The sequence below is a fragment of the Nocardioides sp. genome (genome assembly GCF_036374615.1).
Lineage (GTDB): Bacteria > Actinomycetota > Actinomycetes > Propionibacteriales > Nocardioidaceae > Nocardioides.
In genome coordinates this window covers 1-15,947 of record NZ_DASUTK010000235.1, presented here as the reverse complement: position 1 = coordinate 15,947, position 15,947 = coordinate 1, and the positions used below count along the sequence as shown (strand labels likewise).

Below are 15,947 nucleotides of genomic sequence, written 5' to 3'. Positions count from 1 at the left end.
GCCGACTAGCGCTCCCGGACGGCGTAGGTCAGGTGCGTCACCCTCGGGGACGGCTCCGCGCGAACCTGCTCCAGGGCTACTCGGTCCGCGTCCACGCCCTCGAACAGGCGGATCCCGGAGCCGAAGAGCACGGGCGACAGCGCGATCGAGAACTCGTCGACCAGGCCGGCGTTCAGGTACTCCAGGATCGTCGCGCCGCCGCCCGCAATGCGTACGTCGCGGTCGCCGGCGGCGTCGCGGGCCTGGTCGAGCGCGACTTCGATGCCGTCGTTGACGAAGTGGAAGGCGGTCCCGCCCGGCCGCTCCCAGGGTTCACGCCTCTCGTGCGTCACGACGAAGACGGGCGTGTGGAACGGCGCCTCCTCGGGCCACGCCCGCGCGCCCGCGTCGAACATGCGCTTGCCCATGATGCTCGCGCCGCTGCGGTCGAACGTCTCCCGCACGATCTCGTTGTCGCGGCCCTCGTCGCCGCCCTCGCCGAGCTTCAGGTTCTCCCGGAAGAACCGCAGCGGGAAGACCCATGCCTGCAGCTCCATCCACTGCGGACCCATCAAGTCCGCGAGGGACTCGGGCGCGATGAACCCGTCCAGCGACATCGACACGCTGAAGAACACCTTCCCGGGCATCAGCCCTCCGCTCCGCGCCCAAGGAGCTCGGCGGCGTACGAAGCCAGGCTGCTCAGGGTCTGCTGGCCACCCTCGATGGCGTGGTACTTCTCGATCGCCTCGTTGCGCAGCTCCTTGGTAGGGAACACCGTGCGCATCTCGATCCGGGTCGTCGCACCGTCGGGTTCGAAGGTCACGACGGACTCGAACGCGTTCGGGTCGCCGCGAGACTCGCCGTGGAGCATCGCGATGCGCTCCGGCCGGACGATTTCGGTCCACGAGATCCACTCGGCGTAGTCCGTGCCGTCTGGTCCGTGCATGACGAAGTCCCACTCCCCGCCGACGCGGAACTCGAACGCTCGCGTGCTGGTGGTGAACCCGTCCGGTCCCCACCACCGCGACAGGTGCCGGACCTCGGTGAACGCATCGAACACCAGCTCCCGTGGCGCGTCGATCACCCGTGAGATGACGATCTCGCGGTCGGCGGTCGCGGACCGCGCCGGTGCTCCTCGTCCCGTCGCGCTCATCAGCTACTCCTCCTGCCTTGCCTGCTTGAGGTCCTGCACGTACGCATCCAGTCGGTCGAAGCTCTCGTTCCAGAACAGCTCGAACCCACCGGCCCACTCGTGGACCGGCCTCAGCCCCCGGGCGTCAAGGCCGTACATGCGCTGCCTGCCTGCCTTGCGGTCCCGCACGAGTCCGACCGCGCGGAGCACCCGCAGGTGTTTGGACGCGCGCGGCTGGGTCATCCCCAGCTCCCCGGCCAGCTCGGTCACCGGCCGCTCCCCTGCTCGCAACAGCACCAGGATCTCCCGTCGCTGCGGTTCGGCGATCGCGTTGAAGACGTCCGATGTCGTCGCCGCTCGTGCCATGGTGACATCATATGCCTATATCGGCATGCGTCAACGGAAGGGCCGCCGCGGCGGATCATGGATCTCGGCACGGACCCTCTCTACGGTGTCCCCTGTGGACCACCAACGCGCGGCGTCCGACTCCCCGTTCGAGACGACCATCGGCTTCAGCCGCGCAACGCGCGCAGGAACCTTGATCTCCGTGTCGGGCACCGCCCCGGTCTGGCCCGACGATGCGGTCGACCCCGACCCCACCCACCAGGCCCGGCGGTGCTGGGAGATCGCGTTGGCCGCCCTGCGCGAGCTCGGCGGTGAGGTGACGGACGTGGTCCGCACCCGCCAGTACGTCGTCTCGCCCGACGTGGCCGAGCAGGTCGGCGCTGTCCACGCCGAGGTGTTCGGAGACGTCCGGCCGGCGAGCACGATGGTCGTGGTGGGACTGCTCGATCCTCGCTGGCACGTCGAGGTGGAGCTGGACGCGGTGCTGGGGCGGGCGACCTCGTGACGCAGCGACGGGACGACAGGGCTAGCACGGGACGCCTGCGAGAACGCGTGGAGGTAGGTCTCTGGCCCCTGGTCGAGCACTTCCTCGACTCGTACGAGGCAGCCGGCCTGGCCGTCGCGGTCGTCTCCGACGAGGAGGTCGTGGCCCGCGGGTTCGGCGTCCGTGACGTCCGCACCAGTGCTGCCGCCACCCCTGAGACGATGTTCCACCTGGCGTCGGTCTCCAAGCCGTTCGTCGCGACCGCGATCGTGTCGCTGGCCACCGGAGGCGACTCCGGTGGACGCCTGTTCGACCTCGATGCTCCGATCACCGACTGGGTGCCGGAGTTCTCGCTGGCCGACGGCCGGGCCGAGGAGGTCACGGCCCGGGGACTGCTGAGCCACACCAGTGGTCTTCCGGACGTGACGGAGTACGGCTGGCACGACCCCCAGCTCGGCGACGACGCCCTCAGCGAGTTCGCCCGAAGCCTGTCAGGCTGGCGACTGCAGGCCGAACCCGGTACGTCGTTCTCCTACTCGAATGCCGGGTTCGAGCTGCTCGGGCTGGTGCTGTCCCGGGTCATGGACACGACCTTCGAGGACGCCGTCCGACAACGGGTGCTGATACCGCTCGGAATGCGGAACAGCACGTTCCTGCGCAGTGAGGTGCCGGAGCACCTGGCCGCGTCGCCCCACGTCGGGATGCCGCTGACGGTCCTGGATGGTGCCTATCCCTACACCCGCCGCCATGCGCCCAGCTCGACCCTGCACTCCAACGTGGACGAGCTGTGTCGCTGGATGGTGGCCCACTTCGAGCCGGCAGAACCGGGCACCGACGGACCAGCCGGTCCCTGGGCCCGGCTCGACCCGGGTCTGGTCGACCAGATGCGACAGCCCGTGGCACCCGTCGGCCGACCCCCCTGGGAGGAGGCACAAGCGCTCGGCTGGGCCGTGGGGAGCTACCGCGGGCACCACGTGCTGAGCCACAGCGGCGCGGACCCCGGGTTCGGCTCGAAGCTGGTGCTCGTCCCCGATCGGCGTACCGGTGTGGTCGTGCTGGCCAACTCCAACACCGGCCATACCGGGTCCATCGCAGCGGCAGCGCTCGACATCCTCTTCACCGACCTGCCGCTCTCGGCTCTCTCCGAGGTGGCGCCCGACGAGCCGGGCGAAGGGGTCGCCCAGCTGCGTACCCTGCTGCCGCCGATCACCCGACCCCTCGCCGACGCGATCACGACGGCGGGCGCGGCGGCCGCACACGACACGTTCCACCGACTGGCCACGGTCGAGCCGGCGACCTTCGACCTCGACGACGAGGTGTTCATCGACGCTGTGTGGGGCGCGATCGAGCTTCACCACACTGCGGCGGTCTGGCCCCTCCTGCGGGTGTGGACCGAGCTGCGTCCGGACTCGTCCGATGCGTGGACGATGACCGGATGGGCGCACCAGGTGGACGGCCGCCTCGACCAGGCGAGCCAGAACCTCCGCCGCGCTCTCGACCTCGACCCCGACAACGAGGAGGCCGCGCAGATCCTGGGCAACCTCTAGGGTGCCGCCCATGGGTGTCCCTCGTTGGGCCCTCGGCCTCGAGAGCGCGTGGGACAGCGCCCGGCAGCGCCGAGCGGCGAACCGCACGCCGGATCACTTCCGGATCGAGCCGTACGGCGGTCACGGGAGCGCCGCAGGCGTGGTGGTGCGCGGTCGGGTGCTCGACGATCCCCCTCCCTCGGAGGCGGTCGAGGGCGAGGGAGTCGGCGCGGCGGTGCTGCGCACTGTGCGCCAGTTCCTCACCGACGAGCTGCCGGGAGTCCCGCTACGCATCACCGTCGCCGGGACGACCGTCGGGACGGTCACCGACACCGAGGGCTACTTCCGCGTCGTCCTCACGCCGGATGCCGAGCGACTCACCAGCCCGTGGACCGACGGCACCGTCGAGCTCGCCGAGCCCTACCGAGGGCTGAGCGAACCGCACACCACCTCGGTCCGGGTCCACGTACCGGGCAAGGACGCCAGATTCGGAGTCATCTCCGACGTCGACGACACGATCCTCGAGACCGGCGTGCAGCGAGTGGGTCACATGGTCCGGCAGACGCTCACCGGGTCGGCCCTGACGCGAACGCCGTTCCCGGGAGCACCCGAGCTCTACCGCGACCTCACCGCGGGGACGAACCCGGTGTTCTACGTCTCCTCCAGTCCGTGGAACCTCCACACCTTCCTGGTGTCGTTCCTTGCGTACCGGCGGTTCCCCGACGGACCGGTACTGCTGCGCGACCTGCTGGGCACCGCCGAGGGTCGCGAGCAGAAGCACGACCGGATCGCCGAGGTCCTCGAGCTCCACCCGGAGCTGGAGTTCGTGCTGATCGGCGACTCCGGGGAGAAGGACCCGGAGATCTATGCCGACACCGTCCGCGACCATCCCGGGAGGATCCGGGCGACCTACATCCGGGAGGTGCGCCTCGACCCGGGCGATGGCCGGGTCGAGCAGGTCAGCAGTCGCTGGGCCGAGGACGTGCCGTTCGTGCTCGCAGCCGACACCGACGTCGTACGCCGACACGCGAGCGGCCTGGGCCTGCTCTGACCGTCGTCAGCCTCGGTCGACGAACGTGAGCACGTCGTGGGGCACCTGACGGCTGGTCGCGGCCTTCATGTGGCCGAGCCCCTCGTAGCTGACCAGCGTGCACTCCGGGATCATCCGAGCTGTCTCCTCCACAAGCTCCTGGGGGAAGAACCGATCGCTGTCTCCGCACAGGAGCACCACCGGCACGCCGATCTCGGGCAGGACCGGTCGGGCGTCGAACGCGAGCTCCGCCTCGGTCTCGACGAGCAGGTCACTCGGCGGGTAGCTCTTCCCCGAGAGAAGGCTCCGCGCGATCCAGGGCGCGACCACGCGCCGGATCCAGCGGCTGCGAGCCCCGGGGAGGGCGTACTCGGCGAACGCCGTCCCGACCCCCGTCCGGTCGCTTGCGGCCAACGCAGTGGCCAGTCGGGTGTCGACCTCCTTGCCCCAGTCGCTGACCTCGACGGCCGCCACCACGACGGCGACGCGCCCACAGGCGTCGCCGTGACGCGCGGCCAGGTACAGCGCGATCATCCCGCCGTACGACTCACCCACCACGAGGTCGACCCGCCCGCCTAGCTCACCGGCCAGGGCTCGGGCGTAGTCGTCCGCCATGTCGGCGACCGTGTGCCCGGACGGCATGTTCCGGCGGCGGGTCACGTACCAGACGGTGTACCCGGCCTCGACGAACGGGTCGAACCACCGGCGGGCCATCCGACCCGTCACGCCCTGAGGGACACCACTCCCCGGTCCTCCCGGGAGGAACAGGAGCGTCCTCGGCCCGGCTCCCCACGAGAGGTACTCCATCCCGTTACCGAACATCCCGCGAGCGGCGGTCTGCTGAGGTCCCATGGTCGCATCCGCCTCCCTCCCGCCGTAGGTCGCAGCGAGCATCGTCCTCCGGACGGCTCCCCCGCAACCTCCAAGGGTCCCGGGCTCGGCCAGCGAGCCGACCCCTAGGTCGTCGGTGCTGTCTCCTCCTCCCGCAACCGGTCGTACAGCGCGTTGTCCTCGTAGCCACCGGCGGCCAGCGGCGCCGAGCCACGCTCGGTGCCGACGTGCTCGAACCCGGCGCGCTCGGCGAGACGACGCGAGCCGTCGTTGCGCACCGACGTGAGCAGGTACAGCCGACGGGCACCCAGCCCGCCCTCGGCACTTCTCCCGAACGCCCAGTCGGTCGCCAGTCGCAGCGCAGCCGTCATGACCCCCCGACCCCGCCCGGCGGGGTGCGACCAGTACCCGACCTGGGCGGTCAGGTCGTCGGGCTCGTCCTCAAACTCGAACAGGGCGACGTTGCCGAGCGCCACGTCGGTTCCGGCGTCGGCGACGCACCACGCCAGCCGGCCGTTGGTTGCGGCACCGACGTGCACGCGCGTGAGGTAGGCAGGAACGGCCTCCAGGGAGCGAGGCAGCGGGGTGTCGGGGATCCACTCGCGCAGCACCGCGTCGTTGGCAGCCTCGACCAGCCGCGGTCCGTCGGCCTCGCGCCATGGCCGAAGCCGCACGTCGTCGGCCTCGAGCACCGGTGGTACGAGCCACGGCTCGACCGGCTCGCGCGGGTCGTCGGCCCCGAGCCACGCGGTCCAGGCGTCTCGCTGCTCGCCCCGTTGCGGCAGCAACCGCGGGATCGTGGGGCCGAAGTGGAACCCGAGCCGCCAGGCGATCCGGCGCGACGCCCAGTTCCCGACGAACGCACGCCAGTAGACCACCTCGACCCCACGCCCGAAGCCCCAGTCGAGCAGCAGGTCCAGCGCCCGGCGCATCACCCCGGAGCCGCGGGCCCCGGGGTGCAGGGCGAAGCCGACCTCGGCCTCGAGCTCACCGCGCATCCGCAGGTCCACCGAGCCTGCGAACAGCCCCTCGTGCTCGATCGCGAAGCCGTACGTCGAGTCCGTCGCCCAGCCTTTGGGGAGCACGTTCGTGGTCCAGTCCACGGCGTCGCTCTCGGCGTACGGGTGCGGGACGGTGGTCCATCGGACCGACTCGGGGTCGGTGGCCTGCTGCACGATGCGTGGCAAGTCGGCCGGCTGGTGCGCCCGCAGCGTCACCACGCCGTCGGTCAAGGTCGGGACGTCGTCTGGGAATCGCACCGCGACAGTCTCACCGACGTCGCGGGCAGGACGCGACCGGGTTTGCACCCACTCGCGAAGCGACGCCTGTCAGTGGCGTCAGGCAGGATTGACGAGTGCCCGCCCTCGACCGCTTCAGCGCAGCCACGCGCACGTGGTTCGGTGCCGCCTTCGCGGAGCCCACTCCCGCCCAGAACGGCGCCTGGGAGTCGATCAGCAAGGGCAACCATGCACTCGTGGTCGCGCCGACCGGGTCCGGCAAGACGCTCAGTGCGTTCCTCTGGTCGCTCGACCGGCTCCTCACCGAACCCGTGCCCCCGACCAAGGAGCGGTGCCGGGTCCTTTACGTGTCGCCCCTGAAGGCGCTCGCCGTCGACGTCGAGCGCAACCTCAGGGCGCCACTGGCCGGCATCCGTCACACCGCCGAACGGCTGGGCGAGTCCTTGCCGGAGGTCCGGGTCGGCGTCCGCAGCGGTGACACGCCGGCAGCCGACCGCCGCAAGCTGGTGACGTCGCCGCCTGACATCCTCATCACCACCCCCGAGTCGTTGTTCCTGATGCTGACCAGCCGGGCCCGCGAGTCGTTGCACCACGTCGAGACGGTCATCCTCGACGAGGTGCACGCCGTGGCCGGCACCAAGCGGGGCGCCCACCTCGCCCTCACCCTCGAGCGGCTCGACGCGCTGCTCGACCGTCCCGCGCAGCGGATCGGCCTGTCCGCGACCGTGCGACCTCACGAGGAGGTCGCGCGCTTCCTCGGCGGCCAGGCGCCGGTGGAGATCGTGGCACCCCCCAGCGAGAAGGCCTGGGACCTGCAGGTCGTGGTCCCGGTCGAGGACATGACGGCGCCTGAGGAGTACGACGAGTCAGGCGAGGACCCCGACCGCAGCCAGTCGATCTGGCCTCACGTCGAGGAACGGGTCGCCGACCTGATCGGACAGCACCGGTCGACGATCGTGTTCTCCAACAGTAGGCGGCTCGCCGAACGCCTGACCGCGCGGCTCAACGAGATCGCCAGTGGACGATCCGACGACGACCGACCACCGGCGCAGGTGATGGCCCAGTCCGGTGCCTCGCACGCCACCGACTCCGTCCTGGCCAAGGCCCACCACGGATCGGTCTCCAAGGAGCAGCGGGCGCTGATCGAGGACGACCTCAAGGCCGGCCGACTCCCGGCCGTGGTCGCCACCAGCAGCCTCGAGCTCGGTATCGACATGGGTGCCGTCGACCTCGTGGTGCAGATCGAGTCGCCGCCCAGCGTGGCGAGCGCTCTCCAGCGGGTCGGCCGCGCGGGCCACCAGGTGGGCGAGGTGAGCCGCGGGGTGCTGTTCCCCAAGCACCGCGGCGACCTGGCGCAGACCGCCGTGGCCGTCCAACGGATGCGAGAAGGTGCGATCGAGAGCCTCCGGATCCCCACCAACCCGCTCGACGTCCTCGCGCAGCAGGTGGTGGCCATGACCGCGCTCGACGAGTGGGACGTCGACGAGCTCTACGCCCTGGTCCGGCGGAGCGCGCCGTTCGCGAACCTCCCCCGCAGCGCGTACGACGCCACCCTCGACCTGCTCGCCGGCCGCTACCCGTCCGACGAGTTCGCGGAGCTCCGCCCTAGGATCGTGTGGGACAGGGTCGGCGGCACCATCACCGGCCGACCCGGCGCCCAGCGGCTCGCGGTCACCAGCGGCGGCACCATCCCCGACCGCGGCCTCTTCGGTGTCTACCTCGTCGGTGAGGGTACGGGTCGGCGCGTGGGGGAGCTCGACGAGGAGATGGTCTACGAGTCGCGGGTGGGCGACGTGTTCGCCCTCGGCGCGACCAGCTGGCGGATCGAGGACATCACCCACGACCGGGTGATGGTGACCCCCGCGCCCGGGGTGCCGGGTCGGCTGCCGTTCTGGAAGGGCGACGCGCTTGGCCGACCCGCCGAGCTCGGCGAGGCGGTCGGTTCGTTCACGCGCGAGCTCGCCGGCCTGCCCCTCCCCAAGGCGGAGGCCCTCGCCCGCGACCGTGGCCTTGACGAGTATGCCGCCAGCAACCTCGTCGCCTACGTCGCCGAGCAGGCCGAGGCCACGCGCACCGTGCCGAGTGACGTCACGCTGCTCGTCGAACGGTTCCGCGACGAGCTCGGCGACTGGCGGCTGGTCGTCCACTCGCCGTACGGCGTCCCGGTGCACGCGCCCTGGGCACTGGCGATCAACGCCCGGTTGCGCGAGCGCTACGGCATCGACGGCCAGGCGGTCGCGTCCGACGACGGCATCGTGGTGCGGATCCCCGACACCGACGCCGAGCCGCCCACCGGCGAGGTCGTCGCGTTCGACCCGGAGGAGATCGAGCAGATCGTCACCACCGAGGTCGGCGGCAGTGCGCTCTTCGCCAGTCGCTTCCGGGAGTGTGCGGCGCGGGCGCTGCTCCTCCCCCGGCGCGATCCGGGCCGACGCAGCCCGCTGTGGCAGCAGCGGCAGCGCGCTGCCCAGCTGCTCGAGGTGGCGTCGCGCTACCCCTCGTTCCCGATCGTGCTCGAAGCCATCCGCGAGTGCCTCCAGGACGTCTACGACCTACCGGGCCTGGTCACCCTGATGAAGCGCGTCGACCGGCGCGAGGTATCGGTCGTCGACGTCGCGACGACCCAGCCGTCGCCGTACGCCCGGACGTTGCTGTTCGGCTACGTCGCCCAGTTCGTCTACGAGGGCGACTCACCGCTCGCCGAGCGCCGCGCCGCCGCGCTGAGCCTCGACCAGGGACTGCTCGCCGAGCTGCTCGGCCGCGCGGAGCTGCGCGAGCTGCTCGACCCCGACGTGCTGGCCGAGGTGGAGGCTGAGCTGCAGCGGCTCGCTCCCGACCGCCGCGTCCGCGACGTCGAGGGTGCGGTCGACCTGCTCCGGCTGCTCGGACCGCTGACGACCGACGAGGTCGTGGCCCGCGCCGTCGACGGAGCCGACGTCGACGACTGGCTCACGACGCTCACCGACGCCCGTCGGGTGGTCGAGGTCCGGATCGCGGGCGATGAGCGGTGGGCCGTCGTGGAGGACGTCGCCCGGCTGCGCGACGGTCTCGGCGTGCCGGTCCCGCCCGGCACTCCCGATGTCTTCGCCGACCCGGTCGAGGACCCGCTGGCCGACCTGGTCGGGCGGTTCGCGCGCACCCACGGCCCGTTCCTCGCCGACGAGGTCGCCACCCGGCTTGGCCTGGGTGCCGCCGTCGTGCGGCAGACGCTGCACCGGCTCGCGGCGCAGGGGCGGGTTCTCGACGGCGAGTTCCGGCCGTCCGGCTCCGGCATCGAGTGGTGCGACGCCGAGGTGCTCCGCCGGCTGCGTCGTCGCTCGTTGGCGCGACTGCGGCAGGAGATCGAGCCGGTCGAGCCAGCAGTGCTGGCTCGGTTCCTGGCGGCGTGGCAGCACGTCGGCACCACTCGTCGCCGTCCCCGTGGTGTCGACGGGGTCCTGACCGTGGTCGGTCAGCTGGCCGGGTGCCCGGTTCCGGCCAGCGCTCTCGAGTCGTTGGTGCTGCCGAGCCGGGTCGACGACTACGAGCCGGCGTTCCTCGACGAGCTCACCAGCGCCGGCGACGTCGTGTGGGCCGGGCACGGCCCGCTCCCGGGACAGGACGGCTGGGTCTCGCTGCACCTCGCCGACCAGGCGCCACTGACGCTCCCGGAGCCGACGCCGACGGAGCTCTCAGCGCTGCACCAGCAGGTCCTGGATGCGCTCGAGCCCGGCGGAGCGTGGTTCTTCCGCCAGCTCGGCCAAGCTGTCGACGCACTCGACGAACCGCTGGCCGCCGTCCTCTGGGACCTCGTGTGGGCGGGTCGGATCGGCAACGACACACTCGCACCCCTGCGCTCGCTGATCGGCGGCCGGGGCACCCATCGGCAGCGGCGCCCGGGCCCGCGAGTGCTCCGCAGCGGCCCACCCCACACGGCCGGACGGTGGGCGCTGCTGCCCGCGCTCGACACCGACCCGACGCGCCGCGCCCACGCCACCGCCGAGCGGCTGCTCGACCGGCACGGCGTGGTCACCCGGGGTGCGGTCCAGAGCGAGCGCACGCCGGGCGGGTTCGCTGCGGTCTACAAGGTGCTCTCGACGTTCGAGGAGTCCGGTCGCTGCCGCCGCGGCTACTTCGTGGAGGGCCTCGGCGCCGCGCAGTTCGGTACCGCCGGGTCGGTCGATCGGCTCCGGACCTTCACCGACGTCACGTCCGACAAGCCGGCAGCGGTCACGCTCGCCGCGACCGACCCCGCCAACCCGTACGGCGCGGCGCTGCCCTGGCCCGACACCGAGGGCGGCCACCGGCCAGGGCGCAAGGCCGGCGCCCTGGTGGTGCTGGTCGACGGCGTGCTCACGCTGTACGTCGAGCGCGGCGGCAAGACGCTGCTCACGTGGTCCGACGACGGCGACCTGCTCACGCCTGCCACCGAGGCGCTCGCGACGGCCGTACGTCGCGGTCAGCTCGGCCGGCTCACGGTCGAGAAGGCCGACGGCACCGCCCTGCTCGGCTCCGGTGACACGCCCTTGCGTGCCGCGCTGAACGCGGCCGGCTTCGTGTCCACCCCGAGGGGACTGCGGTTGCGTGCCTGAGGGTGACGCCGTCGTCCGGACCGCGCGACGACTCGACCGGGGCCTGGCCGGCCAGGTCCTGACCGCGACCGACTTCCGCGTGCCGCAGCACGCGACCGCCGACCTGTCGGGCGGTGTCGTGGTCGGCACCCACACCCGCGGGAAGCACCTCTTCACGCGCGTGGACCGGGGCGACGAGCGGTGGTCGCTGCACACCCACCTGAAGATGGAAGGGTCCTGGCGCGTCTACGACTCCGGGCAGCGGTGGACCCGTCCCGCGTTCCAGGCCCGGGTCGTCCTGACGACGGCTGAGCGCAGTGCCGTCGGGTTCTCCCTCGGCGTGGTCGAGCTGCTGCCCCGTGCCCGCGAGGAGGAGCCGGTCGCCCACCTCGGCCCTGACGTCCTGGGTCAGGACTGGGACCCCGCCGAGGCCGTTCGGCGGCTGCGGCAGCACCCCGACCTCACGATCCGGGAGGCGCTGCTCGACCAGCGCAACCTGGCCGGGATCGGCACGATGTGGGTCGCCGAGACCTGTTTCGCCGTGCGCGTCCATCCACGCACCCCGGTCGCGGTGGTCCCGGACCTGACCGCCCTGGTCACGAAGGCACAGGAGCTGATGGCCGCCAGCGCGGTTCGGATGCGACAACGGATGTGGGTCTACGGCCGGCGGAGGAATCCCTGCCCCCGGTGCGGAGGGCCGGTCGAGGTCGAACAGCTCGGCCCGCCGGGGCGAGAGCGTCCGTCGTACTTCTGCCCTCGGTGTCAGCCGGCGCCGTGACCCGGTGTCACCTGTGTCATCGGGGCAGCGAGGTGCGCCAGTCGTGCTCGCCGGCCACCGGCTGGAACTCCTGTCCTGTCGTCGTGTGCTCCAGGAGCAGCACCGCGACGTCGTCGCTGAGATCGCCTCGCACCGTGTGCGCGCGCACCGCATCCAGCAGACGGTCGAGCGCGTCCTCCAACGACCCGTCGACGATCAGCGGCGCGAGCCGACTCAGATCGAGGAAGTCCCCGTCACGATCACGCGCCTCGCTCACCCCGTCGGTGTACATCAGCAACCGGTCCCCCGGACCCCAGTCGAACTCGTGAAAGCCGTACCGCTCCCCGAGCCCGAGAGGGAGGTCCGCGTCCGTCTCGAGGAACTCACACGTCCCGTCGGGATGGACGAGCAGCGGGGGTGGATGTCCCGCGTTGACCAGGAGCGGCCGGGCGCTGGCGGTCGTGTCGAGGAGCAGTGCGGTGACGAACTCCTCGGGGTCGAAGAACGGGGTCAGGTAGTCGCTCATGTCCTCGGCAACCGCGTGGAGGTCGGTCTGGACGGCGGCCGCCTGTCGGAACGACCGGATCACCCGCGCAGCCTGCTCGACCGCTCCGATCCCCTTGCCGCGCACGTCACCGATCAGGAACCGGGTGTGCGTACGAGAGTGGTAGCAGTCGTACAGGTCCCCGCCGATCACGGCGTCCTCGGCCGCGGACTCGTACCGGACCGCGATGTCGGTGTGCCGCGCATGGGCCGGCAGCACGGGCAGCACCGCCTTCTGCGCCACCTCCGCGAGCGTGGCGAGCCGGCCCACCTGCTGCTCCCTGCGCACCCGGACCGCCGAGACGACGACGGCAGCCGCACCGATCAGAGCGACGTCGAGGAGTCGGACCAGCTGTTGGGCCGCGTCGGAGTTGTTGTTCCACACACCGGAGCCGACGGCGGCGGCGAACGCCGCGGCCGCGAACCCGGCCGTGGGGACCGGCGGCAGCACGGCGCACGCGATCAGCGGAGCGAGCGCGAACAGCGGCGCCAGCGCGACCGTCCGGTCGGGAGTCGCGACATCGAGGACCACCAGCGCCACCAGCGTCACTGCGGCAAGCGCAGCCCCGATCGCGCTCGGCCTGCCGGACGTGGTGACCACCGCCTCAGGCTGCGGAAGCGACGACCTCGGGGCCTGATGCGACCTCGCTCAGGCTCGGGGTCTCCTCCACCGCGACCAGGGTGGAGACGTCGCGCAGCACCTCGGACAAGGGCACGTCGAGTGCGGCGCACAACGAGGCGAGCAGCTCGGAGGAGGCTTCCTTCTGACCGCGCTCGATCTCAGAGATGTAGCCGAGCGAGACCCGGGCCTCGGCGGAAACCTCGCGCAGGGTCATGCCGCGTTGCAACCGCTTGTGGCGGAGCACGTCGCCGAGCAACCGTCGGAACAACGCCATCCGGGTCCACCTCCTCCAGGTCTGCTAGGGGCCAACGCTACCCGAGGCCCGGTTCTTCCCGCCGCAGGATGTCCGCAACAGCCTCCAACGCCTCCGTGCAGGTGCGGTCCTGGATCGTCGAACGACTCCCGGCGAGCTCCAGCGCCAGCGCAGTCACGCCGCCCGGACCGGCGATGCCGACGAACACGGTCCCCGGCGGGTGGCCCTCCTGCGGGTCCGGGCCTGCGACCCCGGTGGTGCTGATCGAGTACGTCGCACTGAGCCGGTGCCGGGCGCCCTCGGCCATGGCCCGGGCGCACTCGGGCGAGATCACGCCGTGCCGCTCCACCACCAGCTCCGGGACGCCGAGCAGGTCCTGCTTGACCGCGGTCGCGTAGGACACGACGCCTCCGACGTACACGCGTGAGGCGCCGGGGACCGCCGTGACCAGCGCCGCCAGCCGGCCGCCGGTGAGCGACTCGGCAGTTGCCAAGGTCTCACCGCGGCCGGCCAGCAGGTCGAGCACCACCCGCGCGTCCACGAGGCGACGGTAGGCCATCACGCCCGGGCCACGCGCGCACTCGCGCGGCCCGGGACGTGAGCGTCAGTTACCGACGCGGAGTGTTGCCGAGTCTGTGCCCGGCAGGTTGTCGTCGTCGCCGAGGTACTCGACGGTGACGGTGTAATTGCCCTTCGTGTCGAACGGACCGACCGCGATCGACGCGGAACCCTCGAGCAGCGCACGTTGACCGATGGGCTCACCGTCGACCAGGAACCGGACGATGCCGGTCGCCTGGTCGTCGACCCCGGTGACGGTCACGGTCGCGGTGGAGATGCCTCGCTTGCGCTTCACCTGGCTCGGCGAGAGCGCGAGCGACACCTCGCTCGCGTCGCGCACGTCGATGCCCACCAGCTCGGGGTTGTGGTCGGACGCGCGGAACAGGTTGTCCTCGTAGAAGTCAGTCACGTTGTAGTTGAAGCGGCTGTACTCGAACGCCAAGGCCTCGTTGGCGTTGATCTCCCAGATGTCGACACCGGTGACCTCTGCGAGCGCTGCATCGTTGGCCAGCACGTGGTCGAGCGAGCCTGACATACCGTCGAAGGAGTAGCTCCACTCGTCCTCGGTGTCCGACTCCAGGTTCGTCCAGCCGAGGGTGTCCAGCACGACCATCGGGTCCTCCTGGGAGTAGGCGTTGAAGTCCCCGGTGAGGAACACCTGCTCCAGATCGCGCTCGGCCGCGAACTCGTCGGCGAAGCCGTCGAGCGCCCGGGCCTGGGCGATCCTGCTCTGGTTGCAGTTGCCCTGCGGACCGTTCGGTTCCCCAGCGCACGGAGAGCCCTTGGACTTGAAGTGGTTCACGATGACCGCGAATGCGTCAGCGTCGCTGGCACCGACCGGCCTGAACGCCTGGGCCAGCGGCTGCCGGGCGTTCCCGAACGCCGGGGAGCCGACGAGGACCTCCGAGCCGCCGACCAGCTCGACCGTCGAGGGGTCGTAGATGAACGCGGTCCGGATCACGTCCTGGTCCTCGAGCGCAGGCAGGTTCTCGGGCGCCGGTGACGGAACGAAGGCCCAGCGCTCGGTCCCGGCGGCGGCATTCAACGCCTCGGTCAGCGCCTGCAGCGCGTCGTCGCGGTCCTCGCCCAGCTTCACGGAGTTCTCGATCTCCTCCAGCGAGACCACGGACGCATCGAGCGCGTTGATGGCGGTCACGATCTTGCGCTGCTGCCGGTCGAGGTCCTCGTCGTCGGCGGCGCCGCGGGGTCCGTCGGGCACGCACTCCTCGTTCGTGACCTCCTCGCCGAAGCGATCGGTGAAGTAGGTGCAGCTACCCCCGGCAGCCTCGAAGTCCTCTCCCGTGGTGTTGAAGTAGTTCAGGACGTTGAACGTCGCGATCCGCAGGTCGCCGCCAACCGACGCGGGGGCGGCGTTCTCCGGCCGGGTCTCGCCGAAGCTGACCAGCGAGGGCTGGGTCCCGATCACCTGGCTGGTCGGCTGGAACCGCCAGTCACCGAAGCCGAAGTCGAGGATGACCGGCCCGGTCACGGTCGCCGGTGCACCGACCCGCGCGGTGGTCTCGCGGTCGATCCACGGGACGGCGTCGTCCCAGCTGAACTCGTCGTTCAGGTAGTCCCAATCGGCTCCGTCGTCGAGGACGACGCCGCGGGCGAAGTTGTCGGCGAGCGCCGCCTGGTACCCGGCCGGATCCAGGTTCGGGTTCGCGACCTCGGTCGGTGACACGAGGGGACGGTCACCTGCCGCGAGGCCGACCTCGCCGAACCGGTTGGTGTTGAAGTTGTTGCTCACCGTGAAGGGAACGCCTGAGACGTCGAGCAGCTCGCTCTCGTGTGCCTCGCGCTCGGTCTCGGTGGTCCACCACTCGGTGGCCAGCGGGGTCACCGGGTCGAACGGCTCATCCAGCACCGTCAGCGGCTCGTCGGGGTCGTAGACCAGCTGGGTCCGGCCGAAGCGCTCCTCGACGAGGCCCGTGACCTCGACGTATTGCCCGACCTCGGCGTCCATCCCGCAGCACCGGTGGAAGACCCACAGTGCATCGGAGGAGCCGGGCGTTGCGTCCGTGGCCGTCCCGGTGCCCTCGGTCTGGATGACGAAGGAGAAGAAGTCCCCGGTCGGGTATGCCGCGGTCACGACGCCA

At 71.3% G+C, this 15,947-nt stretch carries 14 protein-coding genes; 5 read left to right on the top strand and 9 right to left on the bottom strand.

Annotated features, from left to right (window positions below; translation table 11 throughout):
• Window positions 1-5: 5 nt before the first annotated feature.
• The 3 genes from VFZ39_RS18350 to VFZ39_RS18340 are packed head-to-tail and all read right to left on the bottom strand — an operon-like array spanning window position 6 to window position 1,477.
• Window positions 6-626, bottom strand: coding sequence for a dihydrofolate reductase family protein (locus VFZ39_RS18350; protein WP_330867243.1), 621 nt, complete (start codon window positions 624-626; stop codon window positions 6-8).
• A complete protein-coding gene (locus VFZ39_RS18345) occupies window positions 626-1,132 on the bottom strand; it encodes an SRPBCC family protein (protein WP_330867242.1) in 507 nt (168 codons plus the stop codon). Before VFZ39_RS18345 ends, VFZ39_RS18350 begins: the two co-directional genes overlap by 1 nt.
• Before the next feature lie 3 nt (window positions 1,133-1,135).
• Window positions 1,136-1,477, bottom strand: coding sequence for a metalloregulator ArsR/SmtB family transcription factor (locus VFZ39_RS18340; RefSeq protein WP_330867241.1), 342 nt, complete (start codon window positions 1,475-1,477; stop codon window positions 1,136-1,138).
• 94 nt (window positions 1,478-1,571) lie between these two features.
• On the opposite strand from VFZ39_RS18340, the gene VFZ39_RS18335 reads away from it, so the two are divergent.
• From VFZ39_RS18335 to VFZ39_RS18325, 3 genes are read left to right on the top strand one after another with little or no spacing between them, the layout of a single operon-like run.
• Window positions 1,572-1,961 carry a RidA family protein gene (locus tag VFZ39_RS18335; RefSeq protein WP_330867240.1) on the top strand — a complete coding sequence of 130 codons (390 nt, stop codon included), beginning with the start codon at window positions 1,572-1,574 and terminating at the stop codon, window positions 1,959-1,961.
• 47 nt (window positions 1,962-2,008) lie between these two features.
• Window positions 2,009-3,487, top strand: a complete 1,479-nt coding sequence (locus tag VFZ39_RS18330) for a serine hydrolase (RefSeq protein WP_330867239.1) — start codon at window positions 2,009-2,011, stop codon at window positions 3,485-3,487.
• A gap of 10 nt (window positions 3,488-3,497) precedes the next feature.
• Complete coding sequence (locus tag VFZ39_RS18325) at window positions 3,498-4,517, top strand: App1 family protein (protein ID WP_330867238.1); 1,020 nt, start codon at window positions 3,498-3,500, stop codon at window positions 4,515-4,517.
• A gap of 6 nt (window positions 4,518-4,523) precedes the next feature.
• On the opposite strand, the gene VFZ39_RS18320 is transcribed toward VFZ39_RS18325, so the two are convergent.
• Entirely contained in the window at window positions 4,524-5,348 is an 825-nt protein-coding gene (locus VFZ39_RS18320; RefSeq protein ID WP_330867237.1) for an alpha/beta hydrolase, read from the bottom strand.
• A 104-nt stretch (window positions 5,349-5,452) separates the two neighbouring features.
• The gene (locus VFZ39_RS18315) at window positions 5,453-6,586 is read right to left on the bottom strand and encodes a GNAT family N-acetyltransferase (RefSeq protein WP_330867236.1); all 1,134 of its coding nucleotides are present in this window, start codon (window positions 6,584-6,586) and stop codon (window positions 5,453-5,455) included.
• A 95-nt stretch (window positions 6,587-6,681) separates the two neighbouring features.
• Here VFZ39_RS18315 and VFZ39_RS18310 point away from each other — a divergent pair, with 95 nt between their 5' ends.
• Complete coding sequence (locus VFZ39_RS18310) at window positions 6,682-11,136, top strand: ATP-dependent helicase (protein WP_330867235.1); 4,455 nt, start codon at window positions 6,682-6,684, stop codon at window positions 11,134-11,136.
• Window positions 11,129-11,893 (top strand): DNA-formamidopyrimidine glycosylase family protein, encoded by a 765-nt coding sequence (locus VFZ39_RS18305; protein WP_330867234.1) that lies wholly within the window; start codon window positions 11,129-11,131, stop codon window positions 11,891-11,893. The genes VFZ39_RS18310 and VFZ39_RS18305 overlap by 8 nt, the downstream gene beginning before the upstream one ends.
• Window positions 11,894-11,909: 16 nt before the next feature.
• Here the strand turns inward: VFZ39_RS18305 and VFZ39_RS18300 are convergent, their stop codons facing one another.
• The 4 genes from VFZ39_RS18300 to VFZ39_RS18285 form a co-directional block, all read right to left on the bottom strand.
• Entirely contained in the window at window positions 11,910-13,016 is a 1,107-nt protein-coding gene (locus VFZ39_RS18300; protein ID WP_330867233.1) for a PP2C family protein-serine/threonine phosphatase, read from the bottom strand.
• A 4-nt stretch (window positions 13,017-13,020) separates the two neighbouring features.
• Window positions 13,021-13,311: a helix-turn-helix transcriptional regulator gene (locus VFZ39_RS18295; protein ID WP_330867232.1), complete on the bottom strand. Its 291-nt coding sequence runs from the start codon at window positions 13,309-13,311 to the stop codon at window positions 13,021-13,023.
• A gap of 37 nt (window positions 13,312-13,348) precedes the next feature.
• Window positions 13,349-13,831 (bottom strand): nicotinamide-nucleotide amidohydrolase family protein, encoded by a 483-nt coding sequence (locus VFZ39_RS18290; RefSeq protein ID WP_330867231.1) that lies wholly within the window; start codon window positions 13,829-13,831, stop codon window positions 13,349-13,351.
• Window positions 13,832-13,894: 63 nt separating this feature from the next.
• The coding region (locus tag VFZ39_RS18285) for an ExeM/NucH family extracellular endonuclease (protein ID WP_330867230.1) at window positions 13,895-15,947 on the bottom strand (2,053 nt) is incomplete at its 5' end.

Excerpts from the sequence above, each read along its gene's own strand:
- VFZ39_RS18325 (WP_330867238.1), top strand. The coding sequence starts at position 3,498 with ATGGGTGTCCCTCGTTGGGCCCTCGGCCTCGAGAGCGCGTGGGACAGC.
- VFZ39_RS18295 (WP_330867232.1), bottom strand. The coding sequence starts at position 13,311 with ATGGCGTTGTTCCGACGGTTGCTCGGCGACGTGCTCCGCCACAAGCGG.
- VFZ39_RS18350 (WP_330867243.1), bottom strand. The coding sequence starts at position 626 with ATGCCCGGGAAGGTGTTCTTCAGCGTGTCGATGTCGCTGGACGGGTTC.
- VFZ39_RS18340 (WP_330867241.1), bottom strand. The coding sequence starts at position 1,477 with ATGGCACGAGCGGCGACGACATCGGACGTCTTCAACGCGATCGCCGAA.
- VFZ39_RS18320 (WP_330867237.1), bottom strand. The coding sequence starts at position 5,348 with ATGGGACCTCAGCAGACCGCCGCTCGCGGGATGTTCGGTAACGGGATG.
- VFZ39_RS18345 (WP_330867242.1), bottom strand. The coding sequence starts at position 1,132 with ATGAGCGCGACGGGACGAGGAGCACCGGCGCGGTCCGCGACCGCCGAC.